This window comes from Pseudomonas sp. LB3P14 (genome assembly GCF_054898045.1).
Genome location: NZ_CM142714.1, coordinates 4,315,035 through 4,328,389 on the forward strand (window position 1 = coordinate 4,315,035; position 13,355 = coordinate 4,328,389).

The following is a 13,355-nucleotide window of genomic DNA, read 5'->3' on the forward strand; positions in this document are numbered from 1 at the left end:
AGTGGTTTAGGACGCGTTGCCTTTTCCCACGAGTCTTTCGGAATCTACGCATTTACTGCCGGACCCACGGTTAATACCGTCGGGATCTGACCAGTGCATGCGTGGGCTCTCGGTTATTGCTGCACGTCATGGTTTGAGATCAGTGAGGCCTCCACGTCTCTGGACGGGGGGCTCATTGTTAAAACACTAAAAATACAGAGCGAGCGTCATGCGCCATACCTTGGTTTTATCCGCATTGCTGGGCACCGGCCTGCTGGCCGCCACTTCCATTAGCCAGGCCGCCAATAACAGCCTGGTGTTCTGCTCCGAAGGCAGCCCCGCTGGCTTCGACACCGCGCAGTACACGACCGCGACCGATAATGACGCCGCCGAGCCGTTGTACAACCGACTGGCAGAGTTCGAAAAAGGCGCCACCAACGTCGTACCAGGCCTGGCCACTAGTTGGGATATTTCCGAGGACGGCCTTAAGTACACTTTTCACCTACGCGAAGGGGTGAAATTTCACACAACCAAATACTTCACACCAACTCGTGATTTCAACGCCGATGACGTGCTGTTCACGTTCAATCGCATGCTTGATCCACAGCAACCTTTCCGTAAGGCTTATCCGACCGAATTCCCGTATTTCAACGGGATGAGCCTGAACAAGAACATCGCCAAGGTCGAGAAGGCCGGGCCGCTGACCGTGGTCATGACGCTTAACAGCGTGGACGCCGCGTTCATCCAGAACATCGCCATGAGCTTCGCCGCCATCCTGTCCGCCGAATACGCCGACAAATTGCTGGCCGAAGGCAAGCCGAGCGAGATCAACCAGAAGCCGATCGGCACCGGGCCGTTCGTGTTCAAGAGCTACCAGAAAGATTCCAACATCCGTTACACCGGCAACAAGCAGTACTGGGACCCGAGCCGGGTCAAGCTCGAGAACCTGATCTTCGCCATCAACACCGACGCTTCGGTGCGCGTGCAGAAGCTCAAGGCCAACGAGTGCCAGATCACCCTGCACCCGCGCCCTGCCGACGTGACCGCGCTGAAGAACGACCCGGCACTCAAGCTCATCGAGAAGCCCGGTTTCAACCTCGGCTATATCGCCTACAACGTGCGCCACAAGCCTTTCGACCAGCTCGAAGTGCGCCAGGCGCTGGACATGGCGGTGAACAAGCAAGGCATTCTCAATGCCGTTTACCAAGGTGCGGGTCAACTGGCGGTCAACGCCATGCCGCCGACCCAATGGTCCTACGACGAGACCATTAAAGACGCCGCCTACAACCCGGAAAAAGCCAAGGAACTGCTCAAGGCTGCCGGCGTGAAGGAAGGCACTGAAATTACCCTCTGGGCCATGCCGGTCCAACGCCCGTACAACCCCAACGCCAAGTTGATGGCCGAAATGCTCCAGGCTGACTGGGCGAAGATCGGCCTCAAGGTCAAGATCGTCAGCTACGAATGGGGCGAGTACATCAAGCGCACCAAGAATGGCGAACACGACATCAGCCTGATTGGCTGGACCGGTGACAACGGGGACCCGGACAACTGGCTCGGCACGCTTTACAGCTGCGACGCCATTGGCGGCAACAACTACTCCATGTGGTGTGATCCGGCTTACGACAAGCTGATCAAGCAGGCCAAGGTCGTCACCGACCGCGACCAGCGCACCGTGCTTTACAAACAGGCGCAGCAGTACCTCAAGCAGCAGGTGCCCATGACGCCAGTCGCCCACTCGACGGTTAACCAGCCGTTGAGCGCCAAAATCGAAGGATTCAAGGTGAGTCCTTTCGGCCGTAACGTGTTCTCGGGTGTCAGCATAGAAAAATAACCGATTAGCCAGAAAACGCTGGGGGCGGATTCCGCCCTCACGCAAGCGTATTGCCGTAATTCGTCAATCCGGCGTGCAGCAAACGTTTGCGATGCCTTGTATGAGTTCAAAACCAAATAGCCGGATCACCAAAAAAGACCGGCATTAAAAAAAGAAAGAAAGGAGCTTCACCCATGAAACTGAGCAGCACCGCGTTATTGGCCTTGGCCATCAGCAGCGTAACCGCCACAGCGTACGCAGAAACCCAAAGCCAGGCGTTCACCCCGGTTACGGTCAACACCAAAAGCGCTCAAGCCGATGCAACCGGCTTTATCGAAGGCAGCACGGTCACTGGCACCACCCGTAATTGGTATGCCAACGAACAACTCAAACGTGGCGGCAAGTTCACTTACCGCAAAGACGGTGTAGCGACCCCGACTGATCGTCGTATCAACTGGCTCCAGGGCACCATCGTCAAGTACAACTCGGGCTTCACCGAAGGCACCGTGGGTTTCAGCACAGAAGTAGCGGCCTACAACGCCATTGCTCTGGAACGTGATCGCGAGAACCTGGCATCCAACAACGGTGGCGCACCGGGCACTCGTCCAGGCGCGGGCAACAACCGTACCCTGACCAAAGAAGGCGGCGACGCTCAAGGTCAGTGGAGCAAAATCGGCCTGGCCAACGTCAAGGCCCGTGTCTCAAACACCACCCTGACCGCTGGTCGCATGAACTTCAGCAGTCCGCAGGTCGATGTGATCGGCAACCGTCCATTGCCTTCGAGCTTCGAAGGTGTGGCGATCCACAGCGAAGAGCTGAACAACCTGTCCTTCGACGCAGGGACCTTTGACCGCGTTTCACCGCGTACCGAAGAAAGCCTGAGCAAGTTCCGCTCCGAATATGGCAACTCCGACGCTGAAACCGATCACGTCAACACCGCCGGTATCACCTACACACCCTTCGCCAGCCTGACCACCAGCCTCTGGGGCACCCAGGCTGAAGACCTGTGGAACCAGTACTACTTCGGCGCCAGCCACGTATTGGGCGACAGTTCGGTACTGAGCCTGACCACCGGCCTGAACTACTACAAAACCGTCGATTCAGGTTCGGCCAAACTGGGCGAAATCGACAACGACACCTACTCCCTGTCGTTCGGCCTGACCCACCAGGCCCACAGCCTGACCTTCTCGTACCAGGAAGTGAACGGTAACGAGTACTTCGACTACCTGCACGAAACCAACGGCATCTACCTGGCCAACTCCCTGCTGTCGGACTTCAACGGCCCGAACGAGAAGTCCTTCCAGATTGCCTACGGTCTGAACATGGCCGAATACGGCGTGCCAGGCCTGAAGTTCAACATCTACCAGGCGCGTGGCTGGGGCATCGACGGTACTCACTACACCGGCAACGAAGGCGTAGCAGGCAAGGGTTACGACGGTATCCAGGCCCAAGACGGCGAACACCACTACGAATACGGCATCGGTGCTTCGTACGCCGTGCAGAGCGGCCCACTCAAGGCCACCACTGTTCGCGCGACCTACACTGCTCACCGTGCCAGCGAAAACCAGGCGGATGGCAGCATCAACGAGTTCCGTCTCGTGACCACCATCCCGTTCAACATTCTGTAATGCACCTGCCGAACGGCTGATTCAATGATGAATCGGCCGTTCGGTTTTTGTCCTTTTAACCGATTGCAGAGGGTTCTTTGATGAAAATGCTTCCCCTACGTGCGGCCATCGCGGCCGCGTTGCTGAGTGTCGCTGTTGGCGTCTCGGCCAAACCCCTGGTGGTTTGCACCGAAGCCAGTCCGGAAGGCTTCGACATGGTCCAGTACACGACTGCAGTCACAGCCGACGCGGTGGCCGAAACCATCTTCAATCGTCTGGCGGACTTCAAGCCCGGCACCACTGAAGTGATTCCGGCACTGGCCGATTCCTGGGACATCAGCGAAGACGGTCTGACCTACACGTTCCACCTGCGCAAAGGCGTCAAGTTTCACACCACCGAATACTTCAAGCCGACCCGCGACATGAACGCCGACGACGTGGTCTGGAGCTTCCAGCGCCAGCTGGACCCGAATCACCCGTGGCACAAGCTGTCGAGCGTGGGCTTCCCGTACTTTGAAAGCATGGGCTTCAAAGAACTGCTCAAAAGTGTCGAGAAGATCGACGACAACACGGTCACCTTCACCCTGACCCGCCGCGAAGCGCCGTTCCTGGCCGACATCGCCATGGCCTTCTCCTCGATCTACTCCGCCGAGTATGCCGACCAGTTGCTCAAGGCCGACAAGACCGGCGACCAGAACAACAAACCGATCGGTACCGGCCCGTTCGTTTTCCAGCGCTACAACAAAGACGCTCAAGTCCGCTTCAAGGCCAACCCGGATTACTTCCGTGGCAAGCCACCGGCTGATTCGCTGATCCTGGCCATCGCCACCGACAACAACGTGCGCCTGCAAAAACTGAAAGCCAACGAGTGCCAGATTGCGCTGTATCCGAAACCGGATGACATCCCGAGCATCAAGAAAGACGCCAAACTGAGTGTCGATGAACTGAACGCGATGACCGTCTCGTACATCGCCATGAACACTTCGCACAAGTACATGAGTGATGTGCGCGTACGTAAAGCCATCGACATCGCCTTCGACAAGGCCGCGTACGTCAACGCACTGTTCGGCAAAGGCAATGCGACCGTGGCGGTCAATCCGTACCCGGACACCCTGCTGGGCTACAACCACGACCTGAAGAATCCGCCACGTGATCTGGACAAGGCTCGCGCCTTGCTCAAGGAAGCCGGCGTACCGGAAGGCACCACGTTCACCCTGTTCACCCGTAACGGCGGTGGTCCAACCAACCCGAACCCGATGCTCGGCGCGCAGATGATGCAGGCTGACCTGGCCAAGGTCGGAATCACGGTCGATATTCGCGTCATGGAATGGGGCGAAATGCTCAAACGCGCGAAAAACGGCGAGCACGACATGGTGTCTGCCGGATGGGCGGGCGATAACGGCGACCCGGATAACTTCCTGACGCCTATGCTCAGTTGCGAGGCGGCCAAAAACGGCGAAAACTATGCTCGCTGGTGTAATGAAAAGTTCCAGACGCTGATCGATGAAGCTCGGGCTAAAGTGAACCCGGCAGAACGCGCAGCGCTCTATGAGCAAGCCCAGGAGGTTTTCAATCAGGACCAGCCATGGATCAGCATGGCGCACACCCGTATGTTCACCGCAATGCGCAACAACGTAGAGGGCTATCACATTAGCCCGCTCACCACTAATAACTTCGCCACCACCCAGGTGAAGTAGATAAGAAACTACCGGCATTCCTGACCCAGGAATGCCGGGCACGCCTAACCGGCTGATGAGGTACACCACAAGATGTTTAGTTTTATTGCCCGCCGATTGGGGTTATTGATCCCCACATTCTTCGGCATCACCTTGCTGACTTTCGCGTTGATTCGCATGATTCCAGGCGACCCCGTGGAAGTAATGATGGGCGAACGTCGCGTCGACCCCGAAATGCATGCTCAGGCAATGGAACGCCTAGGTCTGAACAAACCCCTGTATGCCCAATACCTGGATTACATTGGCAAACTGGCCCACGGCGATCTCGGCGAATCCCTGCGTACCCGTGAAAGCGTCTGGACCGAATTCACGTCTCTATTCCCCGCGACCCTGGAACTGTCCACGGCCGCCCTGTTGTTCGCCGGCGTCCTGGGCCTTCTGGCCGGGGTGATCGCGGCACTCAAGCGAGGATCCCTGTTCGACCACGGGGTGATGGGCATCTCCCTGGCGGGATATTCGATGCCGATCTTCTGGTGGGGCCTGATCCTGATCATGTTCTTCTCGGTGTCACTGGGCTGGACCCCGGTGTCCGGGCGGATCGACCTGCTCTATGACATCGAGCCGCGGACCGGCTTCATGCTCATCGACACGCTGCTGGCCGATGACGTCGGTGCGTTCTTCGATGCGCTGCACCACCTGATCCTGCCGGCCATTGTGCTCGGCACCATCCCGCTGGCGGTGATCGCGCGGATGACCCGCTCTTCGATGCTCGAAGTGCTGCGTGAAGACTACATCCGTACCGCCCGCGCCAAAGGCCTGTCGCCGTCGCGCGTGGTGTTCGTTCACGGTCTGCGTAACGCGCTGATTCCGGTACTGACCGTGGTCGGCCTGCAAGTCGGCACATTGCTGGCCGGTGCGGTCCTGACCGAAACCATCTTCTCCTGGCCCGGCATCGGCAAATGGCTGATCGAAGCCATTGGCGCACGGGATTATCCCGTGGTGCAGAACGGCATCCTGTTAATCGCCTGCCTGGTGATTCTGGTCAACTTCGTGGTGGACATCCTCTACGGCTTTGTCAACCCACGCATTCGTCACCAGCGCTGAGATCATCATGACCATGACCACTTCAATTCCAGCGGTAGCAGTCGATCAAAGCCTGCTGTACCCGTCCCCCTACAAAGAATTCTGGCAAGCGTTCTCCAAGAACAAAGGCGCCGTCGCCGGCCTGATGTTCATGCTGCTAGTGATTTTCTGCGCGCTATTCGCCCCTTGGGTCGCGCCGCATAACCCGAGCGAGCAATTCCGCGACTTCCTGCTGACCCCGCCGTCCTGGCTGGAAGGTGGACAAATCCAGTTCCTGCTCGGCACCGATGAACTGGGTCGCGACCTGCTGTCGCGGCTGATCCACGGTTCGCGCCTGTCCCTGCTGATCGGCTTGTCGTCAGTAGTGATGTCGCTGATTCCGGGCATCCTTTTGGGTCTGTTCGCCGGGTTCTTCCCGCGCTTGCTCGGCCCGACCATCATGCGTCTGATGGACATCATGCTGGCCCTGCCGTCCCTGCTGCTGGCGGTGGCGATTGTCGCCATCCTCGGCCCTGGCCTGATCAACACCATTATTGCCATCGCCGTGGTTTCGTTGCCGTCCTATGTTCGTCTGACCCGCGCCGCGGTGATGGGCGAGCTGAACCGCGACTACGTGACCGCCGCGCGCCTGGCCGGTGCCGGTCTGCCACGCCTGATGTTCGTCACCGTGCTGCCCAACTGCATGGCGCCATTGATCGTTCAGGCCACCTTGAGTTTTTCCTCGGCGATTCTCGATGCCGCGGCACTGGGCTTCCTCGGCCTTGGCGTTCAACCGCCAACCCCTGAGTGGGGCACCATGCTGGCTTCGGCTCGCGACTACATCGAACGCGCCTGGTGGGTCGTTAGTCTGCCTGGTTTGACCATTTTGCTCAGCGTGCTGGCAATCAACTTGATGGGCGACGGCCTGCGCGATGCGCTGGACCCGAAACTCAAGAACGCCGCCTGAGGAGATTCAAATGTCACTGTTAGAAATCAAGAATCTCAACGTTCGCTTCGGCGACAAGAACGCTGTTCCGGTGGTCGACGGTCTCGACATTACCGTGGACAAGGGCGAAGTCCTGGCCATCGTTGGCGAATCGGGTTCCGGCAAGTCCGTGACCATGATGGCGCTGATGGGCCTGATCGAACATCCGGGGATCGTCACCGCCGACGCCCTTAATTTCGATGGCAAGAACATGCTCAAGCTGAGCAACCGTCAGCGTCGGCAGATCGTCGGCAAAGACCTCGCCATGGTCTTCCAGGACCCGATGACCGCGCTGAACCCGAGCTACACCGTCGGTTTCCAGATCGAAGAAGTGCTGCGCCTGCACCTGAAAATGTCTGGCAAGCAAGCCCGTGCACGCGCCATCGAACTGCTGGAAAAAGTTGAAATCCCAGGCGCCGCCAGCCGTATGGACGCCTACCCGCATCAACTGTCCGGCGGCATGAGCCAGCGTGTTGCGATCGCCATGGCGATTGCCGGCGAACCGAAACTGCTGATCGCCGACGAACCGACCACCGCACTGGACGTAACGATTCAGGCGCAAATCATGGACCTGCTGTTGGCGCTGCAGAAAGAGCAGAACATGGGCCTGGTGCTGATCACTCACGACCTCGCGGTCGTGGCCGAAACCGCTCAGCGTGTGTGCGTAATGTACGCCGGCCAAGCGGTGGAAGTAGGTCAGGTTCCTCAGCTGTTCGACATTCCGGCGCACCCGTACAGCGAAGCGCTGCTCAAGGCGATTCCGGAACACAGCCTGGGCGCCACGCGCCTGTCCACGCTGCCGGGCATTGTTCCCGGTCGTTATGACCGTCCGCAGGGTTGCCTGCTGTCGCCGCGTTGCCCGTACGTGCAGGACAACTGCCGCGTGCAGCGTCCGACCCTTGACCCGAAAAGCAACAGCCTCGCCCGCTGCTTCTACCCGCTGAATCAGGAGGTGGCGTAATGGCCGTCGTACTTACCGCCCGCGACCTGACCCGTCACTACGAAGTGTCCCGTGGCCTGTTCAAGGGCCATGCGACCGTACGCGCCTTGAACGGTGTGTCGTTCGAACTGGAGGCCGGCAAGACCCTCGCTGTCGTCGGCGAATCGGGCTGCGGCAAATCCACCCTGGCCCGTGCCCTGACGCTGATTGAAGAGCCGTCCTCCGGTTCCTTGAAAATCGCCGGGCAGGAAGTGGCCGGTGCCGACAAGGCCCAGCGCAAACAACTGCGTAAAGACGTGCAGATGGTGTTCCAGAGCCCGTACGCCTCGTTGAACCCACGGCAGAAAGTCGGTGATCAGCTGGCAGAGCCGTTGTTGATCAACACCAGCCTCAGCGCCGCCGAGCGTCGCGAGAAAGTGCAGGCGATGATGAAGCAGGTGGGCCTGCGTCCTGAGCACTACCAGCGGTATCCGCACATGTTCTCCGGCGGTCAGCGCCAGCGGATCGCCCTGGCCCGCGCGATGATGTTGCAGCCTAAAGTGCTGGTCGCGGATGAACCGACCTCGGCGCTGGACGTGTCCATTCAGGCACAGGTGCTGAACCTGTTCATGGACTTGCAGCAAGAGTTCAACACCGCTTACGTGTTCATCTCCCACAACCTGGCGGTGGTGCAACACGTCGCCGATGACGTGATGGTGATGTACCTCGGTCGCCCTGTGGAAATGGGCCCGAAGAACGACATCTACGAGCGGCCTCTGCACCCGTATACCCAGGCGTTGCTGTCGGCTACCCCGACCATTCACCCGGACCCGAACAAGCCGAAAATCAAGATCGTCGGCGAGTTGCCTAACCCGCTGAACCCGCCATCCGGCTGCGCTTTCCACAAGCGCTGCCCGTACGCGACCGAGCGCTGCAGCACTGAAGAGCCGGCCCTGCGCCTGCTCGACAGCCGCCAGGTGGCTTGCCACTACGCCGAGCAATTCCTCGACGGCGCGGCATAAAACAACGCGCCCCGATCACCGGGGCGCGCTTTTGATGAGTTGACCAAGCCCCTTCTTTTTCGATTGCGCATCAATCGGGCAGGAGGGGTTTTCTTTTGTCCGCTATTTAAGTCGAACTGTCGTCTTCATCGTCGCTGTCCGGTTCGTCGGTGGTCGAGTCGTCATCGTCCTCGCTACCACCCTGCCCCTGATCACCCGGTTCCGACTCGGATTTGGCGATCATCAGGGCAGTGTGCGTCACCGGCCCGCTCGAGGCCTGCTCACCATGGTCCGGGCACTCCGCCCACGCCGCCGACATACCAACGGACAGCATCACCAAAACCTTAAACAACAGCACAATGCGTTGAAAAATGCTCATAGCCGAATCCATCCTTTCTGGGGTGAAGCATGGGGTGCTTGTCGGGCGCTGAATGAAATCTAGTTCCGATCAGCACGGTTCTCCAGATAGGACGCTAACGAATGGACGGAATGCCGTTGGTGGGAAGATTGGTTTTGAATAGGGGTTAGGTCGAATGGTTATTTATGATCGCTCCCACGCTCTGCGTGGTAGCGCCTCAATGGACGCTCTGCGTCCGCTTCTGGGACGCGGAGCGTCCCGGGCTGCATTCCCACGCAGAGCGTGGGAACGATCAGGCACTAGACCGAGTCGGCAATAAAAAGCCCCGGTGCTTTCGCAACGGGGCTTTTGGGTTTCAGCTCAACGCTTAATGATGCTCACGCGTCGCACGGAATTTCACATCCGGCCAGCGCTCTTCCATCAGCGCCAGGTTGACCCGGGTCGGGGCCAGGTAGGTCAGGTGACCGCCGCCGTCAATCGCGAGGTTTTCCACGGCCTTGATCTGGAACTCTTCGAGCTTCTTCTTATCGCTGCAATCGATCCAGCGCGCGGAATAGACGGTGATCGGCTCATAGGAGCACTCGACCTTGTATTCCTCTTTCAAACGGCTGGCGACCACATCGAACTGCAGCACACCGACGGCGCCAAGGATGATGTCGTTGCTGCGCGTCGGGAAGAACACTTGGGTCGCGCCTTCCTCCGCCAGTTGTTGCAGACCCTGACGCAGTTGCTTGGACTTGAGCGGATCGCGCAGGCGCACGCGACGGAACAGTTCCGGGGCGAAGTGCGGGATACCGGTGAAGCCCAGGACTTCGCCTTCGGTGAAGGTGTCGCCGATCTGGATAGTGCCGTGGTTGTGCAGGCCGATGATGTCGCCGGCAAACGCTTCTTCCAATTGCTCACGCTCGGAGGAGAAGAACGTCAGCGCATCGCCGATCCGTACGTCCTTGCCGGTGCGTACGTGGCGCATTTTCATGCCTTTTTCGTATTTGCCGGAGCAGATACGCATGAAGGCGATACGGTCGCGGTGTTTCGGGTCCATGTTCGCCTGGATCTTGAACACGAAGCCTGCAAACTTCTCTTCTACCGGCTCCACGGTGCGCTCGTTGGCGACACGGGCCAGCGGTTTCGGCGCCCAGTTGACCACGGCGTCGAGCACGTGATCGACACCGAAGTTGCCCAGTGCAGTACCGAAGAACACCGGGGTCAGCTGGCCGTCGAGGAATTCCTGTTGATTGAATTCGTGACAGGCGCCCTGCACCAGCTCCAGCTGATCGACGAAGCGATCGTACTCGTCGCCCAAGTGCGCGCGGGCTTCATCGGAGTCGAGCTTCTCGATGATTTTCACATCGGTACGCTCGTGGCCGTGGCCAGCGGTGTAAACGATGATGTAGTCGTCGGCGAGGTGGTAAACGCCCTTGAAGTCGCGGTAGCAACCGATCGGCCAGGTGATCGGCGCAGCCTTGATCTTCAGGACCGCTTCGATTTCGTCGAGCAGTTCGATCGGGTCGCGGATGTCACGGTCGAGTTTGTTGATGAAGCTGACAATCGGCGTGTCCCGCAGACGGCAGACGTCCATCAACGCGATGGTCCGCGGCTCTACACCCTTACCGCCATCGAGAACCATCAAGGCCGAGTCCACCGCCGTCAGGGTGCGGTAGGTATCTTCGGAGAAGTCTTCGTGGCCCGGGGTGTCGAGCAGGTTGATCATGTGATCGCGATACGGGAACTGCATGACCGACGTGGTAATGGAAATACCCCGTTGTTTTTCCATTTCCATCCAGTCGGAGGTGGCATGGCGGTCGGATTTACGGGATTTCACCGTGCCAGCAATCGCAATCGCCTTGCCCATCAGCAAGAGTTTCTCGGTGATGGTGGTTTTACCGGCATCGGGGTGGGAAATAATGGCGAAAGTGCGGCGTTTCGCGACTTCGGCGGCCTGTTTGGTCATGGGAAATCGCCTGGCAGGTGATTCAAAAAAGGGCGGCGAGTATAGCGCAAACCGAGCCTTACGGACCACCGCTCGCCCTGTCGCCCATGGCGATTAACGGGACCGTTGGGACATCAAGGGTGGCTAAATGCTGCTAAATATGGAACCTTTTAAAAGGTGGAGGCGTCCACTCCCCTGTTACAGCACTCGTAGCAGGGTTTGAAAAATCTGCAAGTTAGCCTGACGAGGCTGCGCTTATGGCTCGATTCATGTCCCTTTGCGGACATAGAACGCGCTGCTTCTCGCGAACGTTGATAATCCCGGCAGCCAGGAATGGCATGCCACTCGGGACTGCGTTCGCCGACAAAGAAAAGGAGTCCGCCTGTGGCTATTCGCTATGGCAAGGGGCTGATAGGAGGTGCGGTTGTCGTCGCCCTTCTGGCCCTGCTGGTCCACTGGATTGGCATCAACACGATCGAACATTACCGCGACGATTTGTTGTTTTACCTGCAAGCTCATCTGATTCTTGTCCTCGTTTCAATGCTGGCCGCCCTCGTTGTGGGCATACCCGCCGGCATCTTCCTCAGCCGCCCGACCATGGTAGGACGCGCCGAACGCTTCATGCAGATCTTCAACATCGGCAACACCGTGCCGCCTCTTGCCGTACTGGCCATCGCCCTGGGTATCCTCGGCATCGGCAGCGGCCCCGCGATTTTCGCTCTGTTCCTCGCCTCGCTGTTGCCGATTGTGCGCAACACCTATGAAGGCCTGAAAAACGTCCAGGGGTCACTCAAGGAAGCGGCCGTCGGCATCGGCATGACGCCGACTCAAGTGCTGTGGCGGGTCGAACTGCCGAACGCTGTGCCGATCATCATCGGTGGCGTGCGCGTGGCCCTGGCGATCAACGTCGGGACTGCACCGCTGGCGTTCCTGATCGGCGCCAACAGTCTGGGCAGCCTGATTTTCCCTGGCATCGCCCTGAACAATCAGCCGCAACTGCTGCTCGGCGCGGCCTGCACCGCCCTGCTGGCCTTGCTGCTCGACGGTCTGGTGACACTCGCCAGCCGCCTCTGGCTCGAACGCGGCTTGCGCCCGTCTTAAGCCTGCAAAGGAATACTCATGAAAGCTCTTTTTTTAAAAGGCAGTAGCTTATTTTTAGGCTGCGCCCTGCTGTTCGCAGGAATCGCCCAAGCCGCTGAAAAACCCGTGATCCGCATCGGCGCCCGGGTGTTCACCGAACAAACCCTGCTCGCGGAAATCACCTCCCAATACCTGCGCACCAAGGGTTACGACACTCAGGTGACCGGCGGTCTGGGCAGCAACCTGGCCCGCAGCGCCCACGAAAGTGGTCAGCTGGATTTGATGTGGGAATACACCGGCGTGTCGCTCGTGGCTTACAACCACATCACTGACAAGCTGGACAGCGCTCAGTCCTACGCCAAAGTGAAAGAACTCGACGCAAAAAAAGGCCTGATCTGGCTCACCCCGTCGAAATTCAGCAACACCTACGCCCTGGCCCTGCCGGAAAACACCGCGAAGGCGTATCCGCAGATCAACACCATCAGCGAGCTGAACACAGTGATGCAGGCTGAGGCGAAGACCAATCACCTCGTCGCTCTGGACACCGAGTTCGCCAACCGTTCCGACGGTCTGGACGGCATGGTGGACCTCTACGGCATGAACCTGACCCGCAAAAACATCCGCCAGATGGATGCCGGACTGGTCTATACCGCCCTGCGCAATGGCCAGGTGTTCGCCGGTCTGGTCTACACCACCGACGGTCGTTTGAACGCCTTCAAGCTGAAACTGCTGGAAGACGACAAGCACTACTTCCCGGACTACACCGCCGCGCCAGTGGTGCGTCAGGTCTACCTCGACGCCCACCCGAAGCTCGCCGAAGAGCTCAAGCCACTGGCCGAACTGTTCGACGACGCCACCATGCGCCAGCTCAACGCGCGGGTCGACGTCGATCACGAAAGCCCTTCATCCGTTGCCGCCGATTTCCTGCGCCAGCATCCACTCAACTAA

At 59.0% G+C, this 13,355-nt stretch carries 11 protein-coding genes; 9 read left to right on the forward strand and 2 right to left on the reverse strand.

Going from position 1 to position 13,355, the window contains the following annotated elements; genetic code table 11:
• The first annotated feature begins 208 nt into the window (after positions 1 to 208).
• The 7 genes from ACYZT5_RS19960 (at position 209) to ACYZT5_RS19990 (ending at position 9,060) form a co-directional block, all read left to right on the forward strand.
• Positions 209 to 1,810 carry an ABC transporter substrate-binding protein gene (locus ACYZT5_RS19960; RefSeq protein WP_462047068.1) on the forward strand — a complete coding sequence of 534 codons (1,602 nt, stop codon included), beginning with the start codon at positions 209 to 211 and terminating at the stop codon, positions 1,808 to 1,810.
• 173 nt (positions 1,811 to 1,983) lie between these two features.
• On the forward strand, positions 1,984 to 3,417 hold the full coding sequence (locus ACYZT5_RS19965; protein WP_462047069.1) for an OprD family porin: 1,434 nt from the start codon (positions 1,984 to 1,986) through the stop codon (positions 3,415 to 3,417).
• An 80-nt stretch (positions 3,418 to 3,497) separates the two neighbouring features.
• Positions 3,498 to 5,093 carry an ABC transporter substrate-binding protein gene (locus ACYZT5_RS19970; RefSeq protein ID WP_462047070.1) on the forward strand — a complete coding sequence of 532 codons (1,596 nt, stop codon included), beginning with the start codon at positions 3,498 to 3,500 and terminating at the stop codon, positions 5,091 to 5,093.
• 72 nt (positions 5,094 to 5,165) lie between these two features.
• Entirely contained in the window at positions 5,166 to 6,176 is a 1,011-nt protein-coding gene (locus ACYZT5_RS19975; RefSeq protein ID WP_462047071.1) for an ABC transporter permease subunit, read from the forward strand.
• Between the two features lie 13 nt (positions 6,177 to 6,189).
• Entirely contained in the window at positions 6,190 to 7,101 is a 912-nt protein-coding gene (locus tag ACYZT5_RS19980; protein WP_462052285.1) for an ABC transporter permease subunit, read from the forward strand.
• A gap of 10 nt (positions 7,102 to 7,111) precedes the next feature.
• On the forward strand, positions 7,112 to 8,080 hold the full coding sequence (locus ACYZT5_RS19985; RefSeq protein ID WP_462047072.1) for an ABC transporter ATP-binding protein: 969 nt from the start codon (positions 7,112 to 7,114) through the stop codon (positions 8,078 to 8,080).
• Positions 8,080 to 9,060 (forward strand): peptide ABC transporter ATP-binding protein, encoded by a 981-nt coding sequence (locus tag ACYZT5_RS19990; protein WP_219096535.1) that lies wholly within the window; start codon positions 8,080 to 8,082, stop codon positions 9,058 to 9,060. The genes ACYZT5_RS19985 and ACYZT5_RS19990 overlap by 1 nt, the downstream gene beginning before the upstream one ends.
• 106 nt (positions 9,061 to 9,166) lie before the next feature.
• On the opposite strand, the gene ACYZT5_RS19995 is transcribed toward ACYZT5_RS19990, so the two are convergent.
• Both ACYZT5_RS19995 and ACYZT5_RS20000 read right to left on the reverse strand, forming a co-directional pair.
• Positions 9,167 to 9,418: a hypothetical protein gene (locus ACYZT5_RS19995; protein WP_462047073.1), complete on the reverse strand. Its 252-nt coding sequence runs from the start codon at positions 9,416 to 9,418 to the stop codon at positions 9,167 to 9,169.
• A 346-nt stretch (positions 9,419 to 9,764) separates the two neighbouring features.
• Positions 9,765 to 11,348, reverse strand: a complete 1,584-nt coding sequence (locus ACYZT5_RS20000; protein ID WP_131062973.1) for a peptide chain release factor 3 — start codon at positions 11,346 to 11,348, stop codon at positions 9,765 to 9,767.
• A gap of 363 nt (positions 11,349 to 11,711) precedes the next feature.
• On the opposite strand from ACYZT5_RS20000, the gene ACYZT5_RS20005 reads away from it, so the two are divergent.
• Both ACYZT5_RS20005 and ACYZT5_RS20010 read left to right on the forward strand, forming a co-directional pair.
• Entirely contained in the window at positions 11,712 to 12,428 is a 717-nt protein-coding gene (locus ACYZT5_RS20005) for an ABC transporter permease (protein ID WP_054049992.1), read from the forward strand.
• A gap of 18 nt (positions 12,429 to 12,446) precedes the next feature.
• Positions 12,447 to 13,355: a glycine betaine ABC transporter substrate-binding protein gene (locus tag ACYZT5_RS20010; protein ID WP_462047074.1), complete on the forward strand. Its 909-nt coding sequence runs from the start codon at positions 12,447 to 12,449 to the stop codon at positions 13,353 to 13,355.